The sequence below is a fragment of the Marivita sp. genome, assembly GCF_022763305.1.
Lineage (GTDB): Bacteria > Pseudomonadota > Alphaproteobacteria > Rhodobacterales > Rhodobacteraceae > Marivita.
This window is the reverse complement of the sequence record NZ_JALEGT010000108.1, coordinates 17,431-41,487: the sequence shown is the minus strand read 5'-3', so window position 1 is coordinate 41,487 and position 24,057 is coordinate 17,431. Positions and strand designations below refer to the sequence as shown.

General features: G+C 62.9%; 23 protein-coding genes. 10 read left to right on the top strand and 13 right to left on the bottom strand.

All coding sequences use genetic code 11. The features are described from left to right. Positions 1–30: 30 nt before the first annotated feature. The 9 genes from MRY75_RS19105 to pyrH form a co-directional block, all read right to left on the bottom strand. The gene (locus tag MRY75_RS19105; RefSeq protein WP_292309604.1) at positions 31–615 is read right to left on the bottom strand and encodes an OmpH family outer membrane protein; all 585 of its coding nucleotides are present in this window, start codon (positions 613–615) and stop codon (positions 31–33) included. After that, complete coding sequence (bamA, locus tag MRY75_RS19100) at positions 616–2,958, bottom strand: outer membrane protein assembly factor BamA (RefSeq protein WP_292309603.1); 2,343 nt, start codon at positions 2,956–2,958, stop codon at positions 616–618. An 84-nt stretch (positions 2,959–3,042) separates the two neighbouring features. Continuing rightward, positions 3,043–3,201, bottom strand: a complete 159-nt coding sequence (locus MRY75_RS19095; RefSeq protein WP_292309602.1) for a hypothetical protein — start codon at positions 3,199–3,201, stop codon at positions 3,043–3,045. Between the two features lie 109 nt (positions 3,202–3,310). Beyond that, entirely contained in the window at positions 3,311–4,654 is a 1,344-nt protein-coding gene (gene rseP, locus MRY75_RS19090; RefSeq protein ID WP_292309601.1) for an RIP metalloprotease RseP, read from the bottom strand. A 3-nt stretch (positions 4,655–4,657) separates the two neighbouring features. Then, positions 4,658–5,830, bottom strand: a complete 1,173-nt coding sequence (gene dxr, locus MRY75_RS19085) for a 1-deoxy-D-xylulose-5-phosphate reductoisomerase (RefSeq protein WP_292309600.1) — start codon at positions 5,828–5,830, stop codon at positions 4,658–4,660. Continuing rightward, a complete protein-coding gene (locus MRY75_RS19080; protein ID WP_292309599.1) occupies positions 5,827–6,615 on the bottom strand; it encodes a phosphatidate cytidylyltransferase in 789 nt (262 codons plus the stop codon). Before MRY75_RS19080 ends, dxr begins: the two co-directional genes overlap by 4 nt. Continuing rightward, entirely contained in the window at positions 6,612–7,337 is a 726-nt protein-coding gene (locus tag MRY75_RS19075) for an isoprenyl transferase (protein ID WP_292309598.1), read from the bottom strand. The genes MRY75_RS19080 and MRY75_RS19075 overlap by 4 nt, the downstream gene beginning before the upstream one ends. 27 nt (positions 7,338–7,364) lie before the next feature. Further along, a complete protein-coding gene (gene frr / locus MRY75_RS19070; RefSeq protein ID WP_292309597.1) occupies positions 7,365–7,928 on the bottom strand; it encodes a ribosome recycling factor in 564 nt (187 codons plus the stop codon). Between the two features lie 115 nt (positions 7,929–8,043). Further along, positions 8,044–8,808 carry a UMP kinase gene (gene pyrH / locus MRY75_RS19065; protein ID WP_292309596.1) on the bottom strand — a complete coding sequence of 255 codons (765 nt, stop codon included), beginning with the start codon at positions 8,806–8,808 and terminating at the stop codon, positions 8,044–8,046. Between the two features lie 129 nt (positions 8,809–8,937). Here pyrH and miaA point away from each other — a divergent pair, with 129 nt between their 5' ends. From miaA to MRY75_RS19040, 5 genes are all read left to right on the top strand, one after another. After that, entirely contained in the window at positions 8,938–9,834 is an 897-nt protein-coding gene (gene miaA / locus MRY75_RS19060; RefSeq protein WP_292309595.1) for a tRNA (adenosine(37)-N6)-dimethylallyltransferase MiaA, read from the top strand. A 215-nt stretch (positions 9,835–10,049) separates the two neighbouring features. Next, positions 10,050–11,717 carry an ABC transporter substrate-binding protein gene (locus MRY75_RS19055; protein ID WP_292309594.1) on the top strand — a complete coding sequence of 556 codons (1,668 nt, stop codon included), beginning with the start codon at positions 10,050–10,052 and terminating at the stop codon, positions 11,715–11,717. Between the two features lie 107 nt (positions 11,718–11,824). Further along, positions 11,825–12,880, top strand: coding sequence for an ABC transporter permease (locus tag MRY75_RS19050; RefSeq protein WP_292309593.1), 1,056 nt, complete (start codon positions 11,825–11,827; stop codon positions 12,878–12,880). 17 nt (positions 12,881–12,897) lie between these two features. Then, entirely contained in the window at positions 12,898–14,091 is a 1,194-nt protein-coding gene (locus MRY75_RS19045; protein WP_292309592.1) for an ABC transporter permease, read from the top strand. A gap of 97 nt (positions 14,092–14,188) precedes the next feature. After that, positions 14,189–16,273 carry an ABC transporter ATP-binding protein gene (locus MRY75_RS19040; RefSeq protein ID WP_292309591.1) on the top strand — a complete coding sequence of 695 codons (2,085 nt, stop codon included), beginning with the start codon at positions 14,189–14,191 and terminating at the stop codon, positions 16,271–16,273. A gap of 22 nt (positions 16,274–16,295) precedes the next feature. Here the strand turns inward: MRY75_RS19040 and MRY75_RS19035 are convergent, their stop codons facing one another. Beyond that, entirely contained in the window at positions 16,296–16,484 is a 189-nt protein-coding gene (locus MRY75_RS19035) for a hypothetical protein (RefSeq protein WP_292309590.1), read from the bottom strand. Between the two features lie 237 nt (positions 16,485–16,721). Then, the gene (locus tag MRY75_RS19030) at positions 16,722–17,288 is read right to left on the bottom strand and encodes a lytic transglycosylase domain-containing protein (protein ID WP_292309589.1); all 567 of its coding nucleotides are present in this window, start codon (positions 17,286–17,288) and stop codon (positions 16,722–16,724) included. 263 nt (positions 17,289–17,551) lie between these two features. On the opposite strand from MRY75_RS19030, the gene ssb reads away from it, so the two are divergent. Next, a complete protein-coding gene (gene ssb / locus MRY75_RS19025) occupies positions 17,552–18,061 on the top strand; it encodes a single-stranded DNA-binding protein (protein ID WP_292309588.1) in 510 nt (169 codons plus the stop codon). A gap of 47 nt (positions 18,062–18,108) precedes the next feature. Here ssb and aroB read toward each other — a convergent pair whose 3' ends face one another. Beyond that, positions 18,109–19,221 carry a 3-dehydroquinate synthase gene (gene aroB, locus MRY75_RS19020; RefSeq protein ID WP_292309587.1) on the bottom strand — a complete coding sequence of 371 codons (1,113 nt, stop codon included), beginning with the start codon at positions 19,219–19,221 and terminating at the stop codon, positions 18,109–18,111. Beyond that, entirely contained in the window at positions 19,218–19,766 is a 549-nt protein-coding gene (locus MRY75_RS19015) for a shikimate kinase (protein WP_292309586.1), read from the bottom strand. The genes aroB and MRY75_RS19015 overlap by 4 nt, the downstream gene beginning before the upstream one ends. 131 nt (positions 19,767–19,897) lie before the next feature. On the opposite strand from MRY75_RS19015, the gene MRY75_RS19010 reads away from it, so the two are divergent. The 4 genes from MRY75_RS19010 to MRY75_RS18995 all read left to right on the top strand — a co-directional run bounded on the left by MRY75_RS19010 (position 19,898) and on the right by MRY75_RS18995 (position 23,980). Then, positions 19,898–20,047, top strand: coding sequence for a hypothetical protein (locus MRY75_RS19010; protein ID WP_292309585.1), 150 nt, complete (start codon positions 19,898–19,900; stop codon positions 20,045–20,047). After that, entirely contained in the window at positions 20,037–21,596 is a 1,560-nt protein-coding gene (locus MRY75_RS19005) for a hypothetical protein (protein WP_292309584.1), read from the top strand. The genes MRY75_RS19010 and MRY75_RS19005 overlap by 11 nt, the downstream gene beginning before the upstream one ends. Further along, complete coding sequence (locus MRY75_RS19000) at positions 21,593–22,519, top strand: site-specific tyrosine recombinase XerD (RefSeq protein ID WP_292309583.1); 927 nt, start codon at positions 21,593–21,595, stop codon at positions 22,517–22,519. The genes MRY75_RS19005 and MRY75_RS19000 overlap by 4 nt, the downstream gene beginning before the upstream one ends. A 144-nt stretch (positions 22,520–22,663) precedes the next feature. Continuing rightward, entirely contained in the window at positions 22,664–23,980 is a 1,317-nt protein-coding gene (locus MRY75_RS18995) for an HlyC/CorC family transporter (RefSeq protein WP_292309582.1), read from the top strand. The last annotated feature ends 77 nt before the right edge of the window (positions 23,981–24,057 follow it).

Below are 24,057 nucleotides of genomic sequence, written 5' to 3'. Positions count from 1 at the left end.
GTACCAATCCCGGTGCCGGGGAGCAAGCTGTCAGGGGCGCAGCGGCAGGATCTCGGCGCCATCGCCGAATTCCGCGTTCACCCGCAGGATCGCCTGCTCGGTGATGTCGACGGAATCCACGCTGAGCAGAACAACGCGCCGGTCCAGAACGGCAACAGCCCCGCTTTCGACCATGAGTTGCAGCAGTATCGGCTGTGCGGCGGTCAACAGAGCCCGACGGGCCTCGTCGTTGCGGGTGCCGACGGCGCGGGCCTTTTCGTCCTGTTCGCGGCGAAGGCGCTGCACCTTTTCGTCAAACGCCTCGGCACGGGCGCGGAAATCGGCCGGAGCAAGGCTGTCGCGCAGCTCGGTCAGTTCGCGTTCCTCAGCTGTCAGTTCCGCCTCGATGGTGCGGTTCTCGGCGGCGATCTCGAGGCTTTCCTCTTCGATCTCGCGCGCGATGCGCTGGCCGAAATCGCTTTGGGTATACAGCGCTTCTGGCGCCACGGTCAGGATCAGGCTCTGCACCACCCCGACATTCGACAGCCCGCCATCCTGTTGCGCCTGAACGCCCGGGCCAAGGCAAAGGAGCGCCCCGAAGAGCGCTCCCAAAGCTGTGCGACCTCCGCGAGTCATTTAGAACTGTGTGGAAATCGTCAGGTCGAAGGCCTGGTCTTCGTCGAACTTTTCCTTGCTCAACGCTTCGGAGAAGTTGAACCGCAGCGGACCAAGCGGGGTTGTCCAGAAGAGCGACACACCGACCACATGGCGGGCTGTAAAGTCGTCATAGAGCACGTTTGCATTGGTGTCTTCGAGGCCCCAGAGGCTGCCGACATCGTAGAACACACCGCCCGAGATGCCGTATTCTTCCGGCAAGGGCAGCGGGAATTCCGCCTCGAACCGCGCAACTGCGAAATAGTTGCCGCCCAGGGGATCATTCACGTCGCCAGGTCCGACTTCGCGCGGTCCGATCCCACCGCCCTGGAAGCCGCGCATAAGGTTCGAGCCGAGCGTGAAACGATCGGTAACGCGCGAAGACCCTTCGGAATAGCTGAGGGCACCGGCTTGCAGCGTGGCGCGCAGCGTCACGTCGTCGTTGAGGATCTTGGTCTGCGCCACGGCCCGTACGGTGGATTCGATATAGGCACTGTCGCCACCGAGACCTGCAAAGTCCTGACCGAATTCCAGCAGGACACCCGCGTTCGGGTTCAAGCCGGTGCGCCGCGTGTCGTAGCTGTAGCGGTACCCGACAAAGCTGTCCCACACCTCGCCCCGTGCGGCTTCAGCCGTGATGATCTGGCCCACGGACGTGCTGAGATTCTTGATGTCGGAAAACCGGGCGCCATAGCGCAGGCTGAACCGACCGTTTTCAGATACCGGGAAGCCAAAGCCGGTCGAGAAATTGCCGATCGCGGTGTCATATTCCGCAGACGCGTTGTCGGTCTCGAGGTAGTTCAGGTTGAACGTGAACGCCACGTCCCGGCCCAGAAAGGCCGGTTCCGTGAAGTTGAAGCTGTAATTCGAGGAATCGACCCCGGTGGTCACGCCGAGCGACAGTTGCTGCCCGCGTCCCAGGAAGTTGCGTTCACTGAACGAGATCGTGGCGCCGAAACCGCTGTTTGTCGAATAGGAGCCACCGAAGCTCAGAGCACCTGTGGGCCGTTCCTCGACATCGACGTCGATGATCACCTGCTGCGGCGTCGAGCCTTCGCGGGCTTCGACATTCGCGTCGCCGAAGAAGCCGAGTGCGCGGACGCGTTCGGCACTTTCGCGGATTTCGCGCGGATTGAACGGGTCGCCTTCGACGACACGGAACTGACGGCGCACAACGCGGTCGAGCGTAGTGGTGTTGCCCTCGATGTCGATGCGCTCGACGAAGACGCGCTCGCCCCGGGTCAGCAGGAACTCCACGTCGAGCGTGAGGTCCCGGTCGTTGCGGGTCACGCGGGGTTCGACGCGAACGAAGTTCAGCCCCTCGCGGATCGCAAGTCGTTCGAGGCGCGCAATCTCGGTTTCCACCGCCGTCGGAGAATAGGTTCGGCCCGAGCGCAGACGGATGGCGTTCTGGAACACGTCCGGGTCCACCTCGGCGAGGTCGGAGGATACTGTCACCTCGCCAAACGAGAATTGCTGCCCCTCTTCCACGTTGAAGGTGATGAAATAGCCATCACGCTCTTCGCTGAGTTCGGCATTCACGCTGGTGGTGCGGAAATCGACATAACCGCGCGACTGGTAGAAATCGCGTAGGACCTGACGGTCGAATTCGATGCGGTCCTCGATGAAGGTGTCCGACCGGATGAGCGCGCGGAAAATACCGGCCTGTTTGGTTTCGAGAATCCGGCGCAGACGGCGGTCGCTGAAGACCTGATTGCCGGCAAAGCCGATCCGTTCGATTTCGGACACGCCACCTTCGAAGACTTCGAAGACCAGATCCACCCGGTTGTCCGACCGGCGGATGACCTTGGGCTGCACCCGGGCCGCGATGCGCCCCTGCTGGGCATAGGCCTCTGTGATACGGGTCGCGTCCGACTCGGCGGTGGAGGGGCTGAAGACGCGGCGCGATTGCGACTGTACGATCTGCGACAGCGCGTCGTCGTCAATCCGCTGATTGCCCTCAAAGGTGATGCGGTTGACCGTCGGGAATTCGACCACGCGCACGACAAGCGTATTGCCGCGCGGTTCGATTTCGACCGTTTCAAACAAGCCCGAAGCGAGAATGCGCTGATAGCCATCGTTCAGTTCGCCGGCAGATACGGTTTCGCCGCGCGCAACGCCGAGATAGCTGGCGATGGTGCCCGCCTCGATGCGCTGGTTGCCTTCCACCGAGATGGCGTTGAAGCGGAAATCCTGCGCCAGCGCCATGTTCGGAGCGGACAGGACGCCCACGCCAAGTGCAACCGATGCAGCTATGAGAAATGGACGGACCGACGATTTGCGCGCCGACTGCCGTGTGACCTGCTCGCCTGTTTCTTGTGTCATTGTTGGAAACCTACTCAGACATCCCTTTTGGAACGTGAGTACCCAGATTGCCCTAGCTTGTCAAAACCGCAGAGCCCGGTTTGATCAATACCCGACAGGGTGTGTCATTGCGCCGATCATGAGCTTGCCCAGATAGGCCCCAAGGAACAGCGACGCCGCGATGGCAGAGACATAGATCATCCGGTCCCAATTGATGGAAACCAGAAGGCTGAACGACCGATAGCCGTCTTGGATCGTTTGCATGGCGCACCTCGGATGACTTTTTCCTATGCCCGAGATGCCGGGCAAATGTGTCATCATTCGGGCGCAATCCGGGACGATTCTGTGAAATCGTCCCGATCAGCGGCGTGATTTACGGGCAGAACAGGTCGTTCGACAACGCAAAGAGCATCAGCGACAGAAGCAGCGTCAGACCGATGGCCATAAGCACGCGCAGGGCCTTGTCGCTGGGTGGGCGACCGGTCACGGCCTCATAGGCGTGGAAGACGAGATGTCCACCGTCGAGAACAGGAATCGGAAAGAGGTTCAGCAGACCAACCGCGGTGCTGAGAACCGCGATGAACCAGATGAAGCTGGTCGTGCCCTGAGAGGCCATCGAGCCCGAGGTTTCCGCGATTCCGATCGGACCCGACAGATTGCAGGTGCTGATCGCACCGGTGATCATGTACCACAGCCCCGAGATCGACCCGTCGATGATCCGACCGGTCTGCTGCACGCCGGACACGAAAGCCGCCCACGGCCCGGTCATTTCGGTTGCCGGTTCAAAGAACATGCCGCCCACGATGCCGATCCGGTAATTCGTCTCGAACGTGCCGTCGCGCTGCGGCTCGTCGGTGCGGCGGGGCGTCATCTCGAGAACGCGCACATCGCCGTCACGCCAGACTTCGAGCGTCAGGGTGTTGCCCTCTGAGCCTTCGACGGCTTCGCGCAATTGCTCGAACGCGTAGATGGGCTGGGAATCGATGGACAGGATGATGTCGCCCGCGCGGAACCCGGCATCATCCGCAGCCGAGCGCGGAATGATCTGCGTGGCCACAGGGGGATAGACATACGGGCCCCGCACATCGAGCGTCCGCTCTCCACGCTGCACGGTGTATTGCAGGTGTTCCTGATGCGGCAGGTCGTCGAGGAAGGACTGAAAACTTGCGGATTCGCTGTAGGTCGGCAGGTCGATGCCTTCGATGCTGAGAAGGATATCGCCGACCTGAAGCTCGTTCTCGGCTGGCACCGCGCGCAATTCGCCGACTTTCACGGGGTCCGTCACTTCGCCCCGGAGCATCAGAACGCAGGTGAAAATGAGAATGGACAGCGCGAAATTGAAGGCAGGCCCTGCGGCGACCGTGGCCGCACGGGCCCAGAGCGGCGCGCCGTTCATGGTGCGGCGTCTTTCGCTTTCGGACAAACCGGCCATCGCCTCTTCGTCCTTGCCGCCAGATGCGTTGCTGTCGCCCTTGAACTTGACGTAGCCGCCCAGGGGCAGCAGCGCGAATTGCCATTTCGTGCCGCGTTTGTCGACACGCGAGAACAGCACCGGGCCAAAGCCAAGGGAGAACACATCGGCGTCGATACCGGACCAGCGGCCCACGATGTAATGACCATATTCATGGATGGCCACGATCACCGAAAGCGCGACCACAAAGGCCAGGAGGGTCCAAATCACACTACCGAACTGCGGCAGCAACGCTGCAATATCCAAGGCTCAACCCTCTAATTCATTCATGACGTCGTCTGCCCGTACCCGAGCGAGATGGTCTAGCTGGAGCACGTTATCAAGAGTGATGTCGGCATCAATGTGACCCGGATGGGCCGAAACTCTGCTCAGGACTTCCTCGACAACAACCGCAATCTGCTGGAATCCGATCCGTTTGGCGATGAACCCGTCGAGCGCACGTTCCTTGGCCGCATTGAAGCAGGCCCCCGCCAGACCACCGGTAGCCATCACCTCACGCGCAAGGCGCAGAGCCGGCCAGCGGGTCTCGTCGGCGGGGCGGAAGGTGAGCTGACCCAGTTTCACCAGATCCAGTCGTTCCACCGGCAGCGTCTTCCGGTCCGGATAATGCAGCGCAAAGCCGATGGCATGGCGCATATCGGGCGGACCGACATGGGCCATCAGCGCACCGTCGCGGAAGCCGACCAGCGCGTGGATCATCGATTCCGGGTGTACGACAGCCTCGATCTGCTCGGGCTTTATCTGAAAAAACTCTCGTGTTTCAATGAGTTCCAGCGCCTTGTTGAACATGGACGCGCTGTCGATCGTGATCCTTTGGCCCATTGCCCAATTGGGATGGGTCGCGGCCTGTTCCGGCGTGGCCGCTGCGAGGTCCTCGATCGGCCAATCCCGGAACGCCCCGCCCGACGCCGTGATGATCACCCGCTCGACCGCGCTCATGTCCTCGCCGATCAGCGCCTGGAAGACGGCGGAATGTTCGCTGTCCACCGGCAGGATCGCGGCACCATGGGCCTTGGCGGTGGCCAGCATCAAGGGCCCTGCGCAGACCATGCTTTCCTTGTTGGCGAGCGCAAGGCTCGCGCCCTGTTCCAGTGCGCGCAGCCCCGGTGCAAGCCCCGCTGAGCCGACGATGGCCGACATGACCCAGTCCGCCGGGCGGCTCGCTGCCTCGATCAGAGCATCCGGCCCGGCTGCTGCCTCAACCCCCGAGCCTGCCAGGGCCGCGCGCAGTTCGTCCAGACGTGCCGGGTCCGCGGTGACGGCCAATTCGGCGCCCAGCTCCTTTGCGTCTTCCGCCAGCCGCGCAATGTTGCGATCCCCGGTCAGAGCGACGACCTGATAAGATGCGCGGTCCCGGCGAATAAGGTCGAGCGTGTTCTGGCCGATGGAGCCGGTGGCCCCGAAAATCGTGATGCGCCTCATTGGGCCCCCGGTGGAAATCCGACAATCTGGCCTGCGATCACGATAAAGATCGCGGCCCCCAACATGCCGTCGAAACGGTCAAGCAACCCGCCATGACCCGGAATCAGGCGCGAGCTGTCCTTGACCCCGGCCCGGCGTTTGATCGCACTTTCTGCAATGTCCCCGATCTGGCTGGCCATGCTGACCGCGATGCTTACCCCGACGAGCCCGATTCCCGCCTGCGTGCCGGAGGCAAAGAAGAGCGCCACGACGGCGGACCCGGCCCAGCCTGCAACGGTGCCGGACCATGTCTTCTTGGGGCTCACGCGCGGCCAGAGTTTCGGTCCTCCGATCAGGCGTCCGGCAAAATAGCCCGCGATGTCCGTCACCACCACGATCAGGAGAAGCCAGACCATCCAGGTCAGCCCGAAATCGTCCCGCAGCGACATCAATCCGTAGCCTGCCAGCAGGATCAGCGCGGTGAAGACGGCATAGGTCACGCCCCCCTGCTCCATCCGACCGAGACCCAGCATGGACGGCATCAGAAGCAATGGCAGCGCAAAGGACGCCGGTATTTCCACCGCGACCATGGACACGAGCGCCGATACAACCGCGAGGATCAAGGCTGACTTGCTGCGCGCGGTGTCGAGCATCGTCACCAGTTCCCAGACCATGAGACCGACGATGATCGAGATCAGGCCATGAAACCACAGGCCGCCCAGCCAGACGCCAAGCGCGCCAATGGCCACCATTCCCACGGCTGAAAAGAGCCGCGGCGCGAGGTCGTCCCACTTGCCTGACGTCATGCCACCACGGCGCCGAAGCGGCGTTCGCGGGTGCCGAAGCCTCCGACGACCTTGCGGAATTCCTCGGCGGTGAAATCCGGCCAGAGCGTGTCGATGAATTCGTATTCGGAATATGCCGATTGCCACAGAAGGAAGTTGGAAATCCGCGCCTCTCCGCTGGTGCGGATCACAAGGTCCGGATCGGGTAAAACGCAGGTATCCAGATACTTTGGCAGCGTTTCTTCATCCACGTCTTCGGGGTTCAGCCTGCCTTCGGCCACGTCACGCGCAAGACGTTTGGTGGCGCGGGCCACCTCGTCGCGGCCGCCATAGTTGATCGCGATGGTGAGATTCACCGACTGACAATTCGCCGTCAGCGCCTCAAGCTCGTCCATCATCGACACAAGCTTCGCATCGAGGCGCACACGGTCGCCGATGAAGCGGACGCAGACATCGTTGGCCTTGAGCGCCTTGGCTTCACGCGTGATGTAGCGGCGGAAGAGGTTCATCAGACCTGCCACTTCCGACTGCGTGCGTTTCCAGTTTTCGGTCGAGAAGGCAAAGACCGTCAGGTAATCGACGCCAAGCGCCGGGCAGGCCTCGACGATTTCGCGCACGCGTCGCGCGCCTGCCTGATGGCCGAACAGACGCGGTCTGCCCCGCTGGGTCGCCCAGCGGCCGTTGCCGTCCATGATGATCGCCACATGGCGGGGACCGTCGTCTGGTGTTGCTGGCTTAGCCATCTGGCCGAGGTCCTTTCTGCGCGGTCCTCAGACCTGCATGATCTCTTCCTGCTTCGTTTCCAAAGCAGCGTCGATCTTCTTGATATAGGCATCGGTGAGTTCCTGCACCTCGGATTCCCAGAATTTCTGGTCGTCCTCTGACAGGCCATCCGACTTGGCCTTCTTGATCTGATCCATGCCGTCGCGGCGGATGTTGCGCACAGACACGCGCGCATGTTCGGCGTATTGCCCGGCAACCTTGCCCAATTCGCGGCGGCGTTCCTCGTTCAGTTCGGGGATGGGCAGCATGATGATGGTGCCATTGAGCTGCGGGTTGATGCCCAGACCGCTTTCGCGGATCGCTTTCTCGACCTTGCCGACCAGACCCTTGTCCCACACGTTGATCGTGACCATCCGGGGCTCGGGCACGTTCACGGTGCCCACCTGGTTGATGGGGGTCATGCTGCCATAGGCGTCCACCATCACGGGCTCCAGCATCGAGGCGCTGGCCCGGCCGGTGCGGAGCGAGGCGAATTCCGTGCGCAGGTTTGCCATCGCGCCATCCATGCGGCGCGTCAGATCGTCGGTGTCGAGAATGAAGTCATCTGCCATATGGCCCTCAAGAGCAGTTTTTGTGCTTTGTTTTGCGTTCTATGCGACACGTGCCTGAAAGTATAGCGTCTTGCGACTTTCAGGGTGAATCGCTTGGCGGTCTGTGACGGATCGGTCAGGCCGCCTCGCCCGTGCCGGGTTTCTGGCTGCCATGCACCATCGTGTACGTGCCGTCGCCTGCGAGGATGCCACGGAAGCCTCCCGGCTCGTCCAGCGAAAAGACGACGATCGGCAGGCTGTTGTCCCGCGCCAGCGCGATGGCGGACGCATCCATCACCTTGAGGTTCTTCTGCAGCACCTCATCATAGGTTACCTTGTCATAGCGCTTGGCGTCAGAGTTGGTGCGCGGGTCCTTGTCGTAGATGCCGTCGACACCGTTCTTGCCCATCAGGATCGCTTCGCAGTTCATCTCGTTGGCGCGCAGCGCGGCGGCGGTGTCGGTTGTGAAATAGGGGTTGCCGGTCCCGCCCGCGAACACGCAAACGCGCTTTTTCTCGAGATGACGCACCGCCCGGCGGCGGATATACGGCTCTGCCACTTCGTCCATGCGGATGGCCGAGATCACGCGGGTGAACACGCCCAGTTCCTCAAGTGCGGATTGCATGGCCAGCGCGTTCATCACGGTGGCGAGCATGCCCATGTAGTCCGCCGTTGTCCGCTCCATCCCCTGGGCGCTGCCTTGCAGCCCCCGGAACACGTTGCCGCCGCCGATCACCATGCAGATTTCGACGCCGAGGTCATGCACCGCTTTGACCTCCTGCGCGATCCGCTGAACGGTGGGCGGGTGCAGACCGAACCCCTGATCCCCCATCAGGGCTTCGCCCGAAATCTTCAGCATGACACGTTTGTATTTCGGATGAGGGGTCTGGGTGTCCGCCATGTTGCGCTCCGTTTCGACGAGGGTCTAAGATCGCCCGCAACCTGTCGGAAAACCGGCCTCGGGGCAAGGCGGACTCGCCCCCTCCGGCAAAGAGGCCGCAGGACGGACCCGCACGAAAGGACAGCCCGAGTGAAGCACGCCCTGCCAGACCGGATTTCCAACCTGAGTCCGGACCGGCCGGTGCTCATTGCGGGCCCGACCGCCAGCGGGAAATCCGAGCTTGCGCTCCGAATTGCCGAACAGCAGGGCGGCGTGATCGTCAACGCGGATGCGATCCAGGTTTATTCTGACTGGCGTGTGCTGACCGCACGCCCGTCGCCCGAAGATGAAGCCCGGGCGCCCCATGCGCTTTATGGGCATGTCGCCGGCGATGTGCCCTATTCCGTGGGTCATTGGCTGCGGGATCTGGACCCCTACCTGACCGGCGCCTGTCGTCCCATCATCGTTGGGGGCACAGGGCTGTATTTCACGGCCCTGACCGAAGGATTGGCAGATATTCCCAAGACGCCCGACACGGTCCGCGCAACAGCCATGCAGCGGATCGCGTCCGAGGGACATGACACATTGGTGGACGAGCTCGACCCCGAAACCCGCAGCCGGATTGACACGGCGAATCCGATGCGCGTGCAGCGCGCCTGGGAGGTGCTGACACATACCGGGAGGGGGCTGGCTGCGTGGCAGGCGGATACCGATCCGCCGCGCCTGCCCCTTTCCGAGGTCAGCGCACTGGTGGTCGACGCGCCGAAGGACTGGCTCACACCCAGAATCGAAGCGCGGTTCGACCAAATGCTCGCGACCGGAGCGATGGAGGAAGCACAGGCCAACCACCCGACATGGTCGCCCGACCTGCCCTCGGCAAAAGCCATCGGCGCGGCAGAGCTGATGGCGGTGATCGATGGCACGATGCGCCTTGATGAGGCGCGCAGCCGTGCGACGATCCTCACCCGGCAATTCGCCAAGCGGCAGCGCACCTGGTTTCGGGCGCGAATGCGCGACTGGATACAGGTTGACGCAAGGGAAGTTTGATCCCGTTTTTCGGACGCCGTGGCTCCGGCGGTTGGTGATGTCGCAGAAGGGCAAGCTGGGTGTCGCAATCAGACCACAAAAGGTCTAGTCTGACGATTGACGGGACCCATCGGTTCAGGCGCTATGTGAAAAAACTCTGAGCGCCAATCTGGGTCTCGGAATAATCATGCCGCGTTCAAGCGCGCTCATAACAAACGTGTCACAGGGAGAATCAGATGACGCACACCACGCAGACCAACAAACTGCACCCAGCGGCGGAGCTTTACGCCGACGAATACAAGTCCGGCCTCATGGACCGGCGCGAATTCCTGACACGCGCCACGAGCCTCGGCGTCACCGCCGCAGCCGCCTATGGCATGATCGGCCTCACGCAGCCGGTTCAGGCACAGGCGGCCAATATCCAGCAGGGCGGGACGCTGCGCATTCAGACGCTGGTCAAGGCCATGAAGGACCCGCGCGCCTATGACTGGTCCGAGATCGGCAACCAGTCGCGCGGCTTCCTCGAATATCTCGTCGAATACCAGAACGACGGTTCGTTCCGCGGCATGCTGCTTGAAAGCTGGGAAGTCAGCGACGATGCGAAGACCTATGTGCTGAACGTCCGTCCGGGCGTGACTTGGAACAATGGCGACGCGTTCACCGCAGCCGACGTGGCGCGCAACATCACCGGCTGGTGCGATTCCGCGATGGAAGGCAATTCCATGTCCGCGCGCATGGGCGGCCTGATCGACGCCAACACTGGTCAAGCGCGCGACGGCGCCATCGAGGTGGTCGATGACCTGACCGTGCGTCTGAACCTGTCGGCACCGGACATCGCGATCATCGCGAACATGTCGGACTATCCGGCGGCCATCGTGCACGAAAGCTATGACGGCGGCGACGTCTATGCCCATGGCATCGGCACCGGTCCGTTCCGCCCCGTTTCCATCGAAGTGGGTGTGAAAGCAGTCATCGAACGCGCCACCGATCACACATGGTGGGGCACCGAGGTTCTCGGCGGACCCTACCTCGACCGGATCGAATTCATCGACTACGGCACCGACCCGGCTTCGTGGCTGGCGGCGGCGGAATCGGGTGAAGTCGATCTGCTTTATGAATCGGTGGGCGATTTCATCGACATCCTCGACGCCATCGGCTGGTCCAAGACCGAGACCGTGACGGCGGCGACGCTGGTGCACCGTTTCAACCAGCAGACCGAAGTCGATGGCCGCGTGCCCTATGCCGACCGCAACGTCCGTGTTGCCCTTGCGATGATGGTCGACAACGCGGTCTGCCTCGAGCTGGGGTATAACGGTCGCGGTTCGGTGGCCGAGAACCACCATGTCTGCCCGATCCACCCGGCCTATGCGGATATCGGACCGGCACCGTTCGATCCGGCGGCGGGCAAGGCGATGCTAGACGGCACTGATTTCGCCGATTACGAGCACGAGCTGATCACACTGGACGACGACTGGGAGCGCAACACCGGTGCGTCCGTGCGGGCGCAGATCGCCGATGCAGGTGTGAACATCAAGCACACGGTTCTGCCCGGTTCGACCTTCTGGAACGACTGGACCAAGTTCCCGTTCAGCGCGACCACGTGGAACCACCGTCCGCTCGACGTGCAGGTTCTGTCGCTGGCCTATCGCTCGGGCGAGGCGTGGAACGAAAGCGGCTATGCCAACCCCGAGTTCGACGCTCTGATGGCGGACGCCCTGTCCATCGCCGATGCCGACAAGCGGCGCGAGGTGATGGCCAAGGTGCAGCAGACCCTGCGGGACGACGGTGTGATGATCCAGCCGTTCTGGCGGTCGCTCTACAACCACCACAATGGAACCGTGGTGAACGCCGAGAAGCATCCCTCGCACGAGTTCCATCTCTACAAGTTCGGGTTCGCGGCCTGATCCGTTAACCTGGCTCTGCCCCCTTGCCACGCAGGGGGGCAGACCGTGGACGAGACTCCACGCTCTGCGCGACTGCGCGCGGACATTTCCAGGGAGACCCACCCGACATGGCTTTTTTTCTGCTCCGACGCATCGCAACGATGCTTCTGACAGCGCTTTGTTTGACCTTCATCGTTTTCTGGCTCACCAATCTCGCCCCGAACCTCGAAAAGCTGGCCAAGAACCAGGGCAACGTCCGGATGACGGACGAGCAGGTGGCAAGCTTTCTTCAGGATCGCGGCTATGCGCAGCCCCTGCCCCTCAAATACGCGCAATGGCTTGGCGTCGCCCCCGGATGGGTGATCGAAGGCCGGGACGGCACGACGCGGTCCCGCTGCAATGGTGTGCTTGAAAACGGTGTCATGCCCGACGACGGGCGCAGCTTCTGCGGTGTCCTGCAGGGCGACTGGGGCTATTCGACCGTCTTTCAGGACGGTGTCGGGTCGATCATCGCCACGCGGCTTGGCCTGACCGGCAAGCTCATGTTCTGGGTGATGATGGTCATGGTGCCCGGCGCGCTGATCATCGGCGTGCTGGCAGGCATGCGCGAAGGCAGCCGCACCGACCGGTCTCTGTCGACCGTGTCGATCATCACAACCGCCACTCCGGAATATGTGTCCGGCGTCGTGTTCATCGCGGTTTTCGCCTCAACCGCCTTCGGTCTGCGCTGGTTCAACGGGTCGGCCACCAGCGCGATGGAGGACGCCACCTTCGAGAACTTCACCCTGCCGGTGATGACCATCGCGCTTTACGGCATGGGATATATCGCCCGCATGACCCGCGCCTCGATGGCCGAGGTGATGACGGCGCAATACATCCGCACCGCGCGCCTGAAGGGCGTCAGCTTCCCGAACATCGTTCTCAGGCACGCGCTGCGCAACGCATTGATCGCGCCCTTTACGGTGATCATGCTGCAATTCCCGTGGCTCCTGAACGGCGTGGTGATCGTCGAGACGCTGTTCAACTACAAGGGCTTCGGCTGGACGCTGGTGCAGGCCGCCGGGAACAATGACATCGAATTGCTGCTGGGCGTGTCGGTCGTGTCGGTCTTCGTGGTGCTGATCACGCAGCTCATCTCGGACATCGGCTACGTCTACCTCAACCCGCGCATCAGCGTGTCCTGAGCGGAAGGAACACAGATATGGAACCGCTCGGTTGGTTTGACATCCTCACCCGCGTCTTCATCCAGTTCACACCTGTCTGGGTCGCACTGGTTGTCCTTTTCACGCTGTCCTTCGTCTACAAGCGGCGGTTGGGGCTTTATGGCAAGCTGTTCGACAGCACCATCGGGATGATCGGCTTTGCGCTTGTCATGTTCTGGGTGTTCACGGGCATCTTCGGCGCCTTCGACCTGATCATCACCCATGACCCGCTGGCGCAGGTCTCGAGCATGAAGAACAAGCCCCCCGGCACCGCGATCATGGGCGCCGAGGATGGCCAGTACCCCTATTACCTCTTCGGCGGTGACAACCTTGCCCGCGACGTGTTCAGCCGCATGGTCAAAGGGGCCTGGGTGGTGGTGCAGATCGCGCCTCTGGCCACGCTCTTTGCCTTCATGGTGGGCATCACACTGGGCCTGCCTGCGGGATACTATGGCGGCAAGCTCGACACGTTCCTCAGCTTTCTCGCCAACCTCATCCTCGCCTTCCCGGTGATCCTGCTCTTCTACCTGCTGGTCACACCGGAGATCGTGGATACGGGGATCCCCAACTACATGGCCATGGTGCTCTTCATCTTCCCGATCATCTTCGTCGCGGTGCTGCTCAATTCGCGCTACCGCACGCAACCGGCGGTGCGCACACCGCTGTTGATCGGGGTGCTTGGGGTAATGGGCTGGCTCTACCTGTCGCTGATCTCGCAACCCGGCACGGCGATCACCGTGCTGCCCGACGCGGTGGATCTCTTCAACCTGCAGGGTGGCATCCTCGTGGTGTTCGTCTCGGTGGTCTTCGTCAACTCGCCCACGGTGTTCCGCATCGTCCGGGGGTTGGCGATGGATATCAAGACGCGGGACTATGTCGCTGCCGCCCAGACGCGGGGCGAACGCCCGTGGTACATCATGCTCTGGGAGATCCTGCCCAATTCGCGCGGCCCGCTGATCGTCGATTTCTGCCTGCGGATCGGCTACACGACGATCCTTCTGGGCACGCTCGGGTTCTTCGGTCTGGGCCTGCCGCCGGAAAGCCCGGATTGGGGCACCACGATCAATGACGGGCGGCGCCTGCTGCAGATTTACCTGCACCCGGCAATGGTGCCCGCCTTTGCGCTGCTGAGCATGGTGCTTGGGTTGAATTTGCTGGCCGATGGGCTGCGAGAGGAATCGCTGCGCGACTGATGACGTGAGGATTGGGGGCTCTGCCCCCAAACCCCCGGAGTTTACTTGGCAAGATGAAGAGGGACGCAAGTCTCCAGCTCCGACAGGGAGAGACGACATGAAAGACAGCTACGACGGCCCCATTCTCGAGATCGACAGCCTGTCGATTTCCTTCTTCACCCGGCTTCGGGAAATTCCGGCGGTGATGGATTTTTCGGTCCGGGTCATGCCGGGCGAGGCGGTGGGCCTTGTGGGCGAGTCGGGGTGCGGTAAATCCACCGTGGCGCTTGGGGTGATGCAGGATCTGGGCAAGAACGGGCGCATCGTCGGCGGGTCGATCAAGTTCAAGGGGCGCGACCTGAACGAGATGAGCCAGGAAGAGCTGCGCAAGATCCGCGGATCGGAGATCGCGATGATCTACCAGGAGCCGATGGCCTCGCTCAATCCGGCGATGAAGATCGGCAGGCAGTTGATGGAAGTGCCGATGATCCATCGCGGTGCCTCCGAGAAAGAGGCCTATGACCGCGCGCTGCAGGTGGTCACGGATGTGAAACTGCCGGACCCGGCGCGCATTCTCGATGCCTATCCGCACCAGCTGTCCGGCGGGCAGCAGCAGCGCATCGTGATCGCCATGGCGCTGATGGCGGAGCCGTCCTTGCTCATCCTTGATGAGCCGACGACCGCGCTGGATGTGACGGTCGAAGCGGCGGTGGTGGAGCTGGTCAAGGAGCTGGGTCAGAAATACGGCACCTCGATGCTCTTCATCAGCCACAACCTTGGTCTGGTGCTGGAAACCTGCGACCGCATCTGCGTGATGTATTCCGGCGAGGCGGTGGAGCGCGGATCGATCAAGGATGTGTTCGACGAGATGCAGCACCCCTATACGCAGGCGCTCTTCCGGTCGATCCCCCTGCCCGGTGCGGACAAGAACGCGCGCCCCCTGCGCGCCATTCCGGGCAACTTTCCCCTGCCGCATGAACGGCCTCAGGGCTGCAATTTCGGGCCGCGCTGTGACTATTTCGAAGCCGGGCGCTGCGACGCCGGTGATATCAGGATGTTCGACGTTCCGGGCAATGAACGCCACGCGACCCGCTGCCTGCGCTTTCAGGAGATCGACTGGCAGGCGCCGATGGATGCCGGAAACACAACGCAGAAGCCCGAGCCGGGGCGCGTTGTGCTCAAGATGGACAACCTCAAGAAATATTACGAGGTTGCGGCCAACGCGCTGTTCGGCAAGCGCGGCGACACCAAGGTGGTCAAGGCGAACGAGACCCTGAGTTTCGAAGCGCGGGAATCCGAGACCCTGGCCATTGTCGGCGAATCCGGGTGCGGCAAGTCCACCTTCGCCAAGGTGCTCATGGGGCTGGAAACAGCCACGGACGGGCAGATCCTCATCGACAATCGCAACATCGAATCCACCCCGATCGAGGCGCGCGACACCCAGACCATCGCGGATGTGCAGATGGTCTTCCAGAACCCGTTCGACACGCTCAACCCGTCGATGACGGTGGGGCGTCAGATCATCCGGGCGCTCGAAGTGTTCGGCGTCGGCAAAAACGACGCCGAACGGCGCGAGCGGATGCTGCAATTGCTGGACCTCGTGAAGCTGCCGCGTGCCTTTGCGGACCGGATGCCGCGCCAATTGTCAGGTGGTCAGAAACAGCGCGTCGGCATCGCCCGCGCCTTTGCCGGGAATGCCCGGATCGTGGTGGCGGATGAGCCGGTGTCGGCGCTGGACGTGTCGGTTCAGGCTGCGGTGACGGATCTGTTGATGGAGATCCAGCGCGAACAGAAAACCACGCTGCTTTTCATCAGCCATGACCTGAGCATCGTCCGCTATCTGTCTGATCGCGTTATGGTCATGTATCTTGGTCATGTGGTGGAGCTTGGCACGACCGACCAGGTCTTCGCCCCCCCCTATCACCCCTATACCGAGGCGCTGCTGTCAGCCGTGCCGATCGCCGACACGCGGGTGACGAAAAAGCATATCGTGCTTGAGGGCGATATTCCCTCGGCCATGAACCCGCCGCCGGGTTGTCCGTTCCAGACGCGTTGCCGGTGGAAGTCACAGGTTCCGGGGGGATTGTGCGAGAAGGACGTGCCGCCCATGCGACAGCTGGGCGACGGGCATCAGGTGAAGTGCCATCTGAGTGATGCCGATCTTGCGGGGATGGAGCCCGTGATCCAGATGGCGGCCGAGTGACCTGCACCCGGCCCTGTCAGGGTCAGTTCGGCAGGAAATCCTGTGCCGTGAGGACGGCGGCACCGGTTGCATCGGTGACGGTCTGGGTGTTCTCCGCGAGCCCCGCATAGGTCAACATCGCCATCCCGACCACGGCCGCTGTCAGGACCACCCAGTCAACGGTGACGGCACCGGACTCATCGGTGCGGAATTTGTTCAAGACCTTAATCATGCCACTCTCCATAAACCGAATGGGGCGAGCGGATCACGCGGGGACCACACGCATCCACCAACTCGGTGCAGTTTCACTTTGTCTGATGTGGTTTTGCCGATGGAATGGGGCAGCAGTTTGGCCTCATTCGTCCGGTTTTCAAATCAATTGGGCAAAGAACGGGGCAAAGCCTGCGCCACGCTGCCCCAATCGTACTGATCGGAAACAATCGACGGCAGTTGCCGACACTGTTCGCGGTTACCGGCCCCAGATTTTCTTGACGTAATCCCGGGTTTCCCGGAACGGCGGGATTCCCTTGTGCTTTTCGACAGCACCCGGACCGGCATTGTAGGCGGCCAGCGCCAACGGCCATTGGCCGAATTTGCGATACTGTTCCTTGAGATAGCGCGCGCCACCATCAAGATTCTGTGCCGGATCGTTGGGATCGACCCGCAGATATTGCGCCGTGCCGGGCATCAGCTGCGCAAGACCGATGGCCCCCTTGTGAGACCGGGCATTCGGGTTGAAATTGCTTTCCTGCTGAACCAGCCGGAGGAACAGGTCTTCGGGGATGCCATGGCGCCGGGCGGCGTCACGCGCCATGCCCGCGTAGACGCCGGAATACCGACCGCGATACTGAGGCAAGGGACCGTCCTGGCCCACCTCTCCCCATTTCGTCGGTGTCACGACCTTGGGCGGCTGAAGGCGCACGGAGCTCTTGTATTGCTGCGCCGCACGGGTATCGAGGACCTTGGTCTTGCTGGAGAACAGCGCCACACGGCTCTTGGTGGACAACACCTCGGCGCTGACGGTTCCGGCACTCATCATTGCGGCAACACTCAACACCGCAACAAATCTCTGTCTTGTTGTTCGCATCTCTGCGTACGCCCCACGTTGAGATTTTCAGGGTGTATAGTCCGGATTCGCGTCTGGCACCAGCCTTGGTTGCTCATCATTTGTTAACCACAAGCTGATGGACTGCGATAACCCGCCTTCGCCAATAGCGGATGGCAATCCGGCCGAGCGCTGGTGTAGGGTCGCACAAACGGCGCAGCGCGCCAGAGATTCGAATGAAAGATGGGGGACACATGGCCGGTTCAGTCAACAAGGTCATCATCGTCGGCAATCTGGGCCGTGATCCGGAAGTGCGGACATTCCAGAACGGCGGCAAGGTCTGCAACTTGCGGATCGCCACGTCCGAGAACTGGAAAGACCGCAACACCGGCGAACGCAAGGAACGGACGGAGTGGCACAGCGTGGCCATCTTCTCGGAACCTCTGGCCCGCATCGCCGAGCAGTATCTGCGCAAGGGCTCCAAGGTCTATATCGAAGGCCAGCTGGAAACCCGCAAATGGCAGGACCAGTCCGGCCAGGACCGCTACACGACGGAAATCGTGCTGCGCCCGTACCGGGGCGAGCTGACACTGCTCGACAGCCGTGATGGCGGTGGTGGCGGCTATGGCGGTGGCAGCAGCGGTGGCGACTACGGCGGGGATTACGGTGGCGGCTATGGTGGGGATTACGGCGGTGGTTCCGGTGGCGGCGGAGGCCCGGCCCGCGCACCTGCGCGCGACATCGACGACGAAATTCCGTTCTGATTGAAAAAGGCGCCCTCTGGGGCGCCTTTTTTACCATTCGGTCAAATTCAGCGGTCCGACAGCGCGTCCTGCAAGAGTGTCAGCACCGTGTCCGGTGGCACGTCCGAGGTCACGAACGCCTCTCCGATCCCGCGCGCAAGGATGAAGCGCAACCGCCCGTCGATGACCTTCTTGTCCTGCCCCATGAGATCGAGCAGCGCCTGTGCCCCCGGCAGCTCCCCGTCGATATCGCCCAGCGTGACCTTCATGCCCATCTCGCTCAGCAGCGCACGCGCGCGGCTGGGATCCTCCTGAGCGCATAATCCAAGGCGCGAGGACAGCTCGAAGGCAAGCGCGCAGCCGATGGCGACTCCCTCTCCGTGCAGCAGGCGGTCCGAATAGCCCGTGGCGGCCTCGAAGGCATGACAGAACGTGTGCCCGAGGTTCAACAGCGCGCGGTCGCCCTGTTCGGTCTCATCCCGCACCACGATGTCGGCTTTCATCTCGACCGAGCGTCGGACCGCATGGGCCAAAGCCTCTGGATCGCGGGCCTTGATCCGGTCGGCCTGCGCTTCCTGCCAGTCGAAGAACGTCGCATCGCCCAGAAGACCGTATTTGACCACCTCGCCATAACCGGCAAGGAAATCGCGGTCAGGCAAGGAATTCAGCACCGAGATATCCGCGAGCACCAGCGACGGCTGGTGGAACGCACCGATCAGGTTCTTGCCCTGCGGCGCGTTGATCCCGGTCTTGCCGCCGACGGAGCTGTCCACCTGCGCGAGCAGCGAGGTCGGAATCTGCACAAACCGCACGCCCCGGCGCAGGACTGCCGCGGCAAAGCCGACCAGATCGCCGATCACGCCGCCACCAAGGGCGATGATGATGTCACGACGTTCGATCTTTTCTTCGAGCAGCCATTCCACCGTCCGTTCGAAATGCGGCCAGCTCTTGGTGGCCTCGCCCGCAGGCAGGGTCAGGCTGACCGAGGCGATGCCTTCGGCAGACAGCGCCCGCTCCAGCGGCGCAAGATGCAGCCCGGCGACATGCGCATCCGTGACAATCGCGACGCGCGGCCGTTTAAGAAGCGGTGCAATCTCGGCACCGGCCCGGGCCAGCAGATCGGAGCCGATCCGCACATCATAGGCGCGGCCGTCCAGCGGCACATGAACGGTGTCGATCATTCCAGAACCTCCAGCACATCAGGGCGCGTCTTCAAGACCTCGACCACCCGCGCTGCCATGTCATCGACCGACAGCCCGGGCTGGGACACCACGCTCAGGTCCGCCTTCGCGTAGATCGGCACCCGTTCCTCATAGAGCCGCGTGAGCGCCGCAAGCGGGTTGGGCACACGCAACAGCGGTCGCGTGTCCTTGTGACGGACGCGCTGCCACAACAGGTCGAGATCGGCATTCAGCCACACCGCAGCACCCTTGCGCGAGATGATCTCGCGGTTTTCCTCGGCCATGTAGGCCCCACCCCCGGTCGACAGCACGCCCTTTTCCCGTTCAAGCAGACGCGAGATGACCTGACGCTCCTTCACGCGGAAAAACGCCTCGCCATCGCGTTCGAAAATCTCGGGGATGGTCATGTTGGCGGCCTTCTCGATCTCGGCATCCGAATCAAGGAAGGGCGCGTGGAGCATGGCCGCAAGGGCCTTGCCAACGGCAGTTTTCCCGGCGCCCATCATGCCGACAAGAACCACCGTTTTCTTCAGTCTTGCCTGCATTGCCCCGACAGACCCCTTGCATCTCGGCCAAGTGCCGCCAATTTTTTGATAACGGCCGTTGAATGACGTGATCTTGCGAAAAAGGCCAGTTATAACTTGGAAAAAATCATCGAGGCAGGGCAAGGGTCGATATGGGGCACATCATCAAATGGCTGATCTACCTTCTGATCATCGGCACGATCGCGCTGGTGGCCTATGCGTATTTGGGCCCGTATTTCGGCGCGGATTTTTCGCCGCCACAGACCGAGGTCAGACAACCCGTGACGCTGGATGCAGATTAAGCCGGTCCTTCTGAGCCTGACCTGCCTTGCGGGGCCGGTCCTTGCGCAGGATCAGGCGCAAAGCCAACCGCTGTCAGCCATCGACTGGCTTGCGGTGCAGCGCAACGCGCCGCCCGTGGTGGTCCTGCCGGACCAGAACCCCGTGGCGCAGAGTGCAGCCGTGCCCGATGTCGATGTTCAGCCGCTCGACGCGCCGGGGCTTGGCGGTGTGGGGCTGTTGTCCAGCGCCGTCACCGGTCTTCCACCGTCGCTCTGGCAGGGCAGTTCCGAGGCCGATCTCATCGCGGCTCTCGAGCGGTTGCAGACCCGCCGCCCTGCCATCCCCGCGCTGACCCAGCTTCTGCACATCCTGATGCTGGCCGAAGCTGACCCTCCCGCCAGCGCCAAGGGCGATGCGCTTCTGCGGGCACGGGCAACCCTGCTTTATCAGCACGGTCTTGTGCCTCAGGCCGAGGCACTGATGGAACAGATGGGCACGATGACACCCGCGCTGTTCGATCTGGCCTTCGACCTCGCGCTGCTGACCGGGTCCGATGAGGCGCTCTGCGGCGTGCTGAACGACACCCCCAGTCTGAGCACCGATCTTCCCACACGGATCTGGTGCGCCACGCGCAGCGGCGACTTCCCGCACGCGATGACCATCTATCAGACCGGCGTTGCCCTGAACCAGATGTCGACCCTCGATGCCGAACTGCTGCTTCGGTTCCTCGACCCGGAATACAGCGAGACCGTCGCCCCCCTGCAACCGCCGGTCCGTCCGACACCGCTCCAGTTCCGCCTGTTCGAGGCAATCGGAGAAGCCCTGCCCACGACACCGCTGCCCCTGCCCTTCGCGGTGGTCGAACTGTCGGGCGATTCAGGCTGGCGCGCACAATTGCAGGCGGCGGAACGTCTGGCCCGCGTCGGTGCCATCGACGGCAACCAGCTTCTGGGCGTCTACACGGCCCAAGATCCTGCGGCGTCGGGCGGCATCTGGGACCGGGTGGAGGCCTTGCAACGGTTCGAGGCGGCCTTGGCCAAGGTAGAGCCTGACGCCATCTCCACCACTCTGGAGCAGGTCTGGCCGCAGATGCGGGCGGCGGGATTGCTTGTCTCCTTCGCCAACCTTTTCGCGCCGCAACTGCAGGGTTTGGCGCTGTCGGACCGGGCGCAAACCATCGCCCGAACCGCAGGCCTTCTGACCGACGCCTACGAGGACGTTGCCCGGGATCTCACCAACAGCCCCGACGCAGGACTGCGCTTTCTGGCCGCGCTGGCACAGGGACAGACGCCGGCCAGCATCCCCGTTGACATGCCCCACGCCGCCGCGCTGGCCGCCGCATGGGACGGCGCGCCCCAAGCACCGTCCGGCTTGGCGGGCCTGCCGACGCAGAACCGCTTGGGCGAGGCGTTGCTGACTGTCCTGCAGAGCTTCGAGTCGGGGGCCGCCGGAAACGATGCCGACCTGACCGACGCCCTGCGCGCCCTGCGGGCCTTCGGTCTGGAGGACACCGCCCGCCGCGCCGCGCTGCAACTGGCGATCCTCGACAAGGAGGGCGCGCGGCGATGAGCGACCGTCACTGGATCGCGGCCTTTCTCGACGCACAGGCTGCGGAACGGGGCGCTGCGACCAACACCCAGCTGGCCTATGCGCGCGATCTCTCGGATTTCACGGATTGGCTTGGCGGGCGGCGTCTGTCGCTCACCACGGCACAGAAAACCGATGTCGAGGATTACCTCGTGCATTGCGATGCGCAGGGCCTTGCCAAGTCCACCCGCGCCCGACGCCTGTCGGCGATCAAGCAGCTCTACCGCTTCTGTTTCGAGGAAGGGTTTCGCGGCGACAATCCGGCGGTTCAGATCAGCGGACCGGGCCGTGACAAGCGCCTGCCCAAGACGCTTTCGACCGACGAAGTGGACCGCCTTCTTGACGCGGCCACGCGACATGGCCGGAGCCCGGCGGACCGCCAGCGCAATATCTGCCTGATGCAACTGCTTTACGCCACCGGCATGCGGGTGAGCGAACTGGTTTCGCTTCCGCTTTCTGCAGCCAAGGGGGATCCGCGCATGTTGCTGATCCGGGGCAAGGGCGGCAAGGAACGCATGGTGCCGCTCTCGCCCCCGGCCCGCTCGGCGCTGCGCGACTGGCTGGGCACGCGCGAGACGATGGAGGATGACGCCCGCGCCGAAGGCAAACCGGCCTCGCCGCATCTCTTTCCGTCACGCGGCAAATCCGGCCACCTGACGCGGCACGCGTTCTATGTCCTGATCAAGGACCTCGCCGTCGAGGGCGGCGTATCGCCGTCCAAGGTCACGCCACACACGCTGCGCCATGCGTTTGCGACGCATCTTCTGGCCAATGGCGCCGATCTTCGGGCGATCCAGACCTTCCTGGGCCATGCCGATGTCTCGACCACCGAGATCTACACCCATGTGCTCGAAGAGCGGCTGAAGGAGCTGGTGCTGGACCATCACCCGATGGCGCGCGGCTGAGCGGTGCGTGTCATGCCCTTGCGCACAGTCCGCGCGAGGAGGACCGAAAGGCCCGACGAGCGGCCGGTTCGCGGACCGGACGGCGCTTGAACCGGAGCGCATCTGACCCCATAACCCTGTCAAGTTTTCAAAACGTTGGATCTCATGGACCCCGCTTCGACGACGGCCGATGCCGCACTCTGGATCACCGCAGCCGCCATTCTGGGGTTGCTTGTCATGTCCGCCTTCTTCAGCGGCTCTGAAACCGCGCTGACAGCCGCGTCGCGCGGCAAGCTGCGGTCGATGTCCGACAAGGGCTCCAAGGGGGCCGACCGGGCGCTGAAGATCACCGAGGACAACGAACGGCTGATCGGCTCGGTCCTGCTGGGCAACAACCTTGTCAACATCCTGGCCACCTCGCTGGCCACCGCCCTCTTCACCCGGCTTTTCGGCGAATCCGGCGTGGCGCTGGCCACTTTGGTGATGACCGTGCTCGTGCTGGTCTTTGCCGAGGTGTTGCCCAAGACCTATGCCATCACCAACCCCGAAACCGCGGCCAGCCGTGTGTCGCCGGTGATCCAGCTGGTGATTACGATTTTCTCGCCCATCGTGGGGGCCGTGCGGATGCTGGTGCGCGGCGTGCTGAGCGTGTTCGGGGTCAAGACCGACCCCGACAGCCACATCCTTGCCGTGCGCGAGGAAATCGCCGGTGCGCTGCAACTGGGCCATTCCGAAGGGGTGGTTGAAAAGGAAGACCGTGACCGTATTCTGGGCGCGCTTGATCTCAGCGAACGCACGGTGGAAGAGATCATGCTCCACCGCTCGGGCATCGAGATGATCGACGCCGACAACGATCCGCAGGACATCCTGCGCCAGTGTCTGGAATCGAACCACACGCGCCTGCCGGTCTATCGCGGCGACCCCGAGAACATCATCGGCGTGGTGCATGCCAAGGATCTCTTCCGCGCGATGTACCGCTTCATGCAGGAAAGCGACAAACCCGCCGAGGCGATGAGCAGCTTCAAATTCGCCGACGTGGCGATGAAGCCCTACTTCATCCCCGACAGCACGTCGCTTGACGACCAGATGCGCCAGTTCCTGCGCCGCCGGACGCATTTTGCGCTGGTGGTGGATGAATACGGTGCCCTTCAGGGGCTGATCACGCTCGAGGACATTCTCGAGGAAATCGTGGGCGAGATCACCGACGAATTCGATCCCGATGGCAGCCAGACGGTCAAGCGCGGCGAGGACGGGAACTACTGGATCGACGGCGCGATGACGATCCGCGACCTGAACCGGGCGCTCGACTGGTCGCTGCCCGATGACGAGGCCAACACGGTGGCCGGTCTGGTGATTCACGAGGCGCAGATGATCCCGACCATCGGTCAGGTCTTCAGCTTCCACGGCTTCCGCTTCGAGGTCATGGCGCGCGAGAACAACCGTATCACGGCGCTCAAGATCCGGCCTTTGGCGGCGGAGTGATCAGGGGGCGCGCCAAACGCGTCGACGCGTTTGGCGTTTCCGTTGACGGAAACGTCCTGGGGGTCGTCCATTGGTGC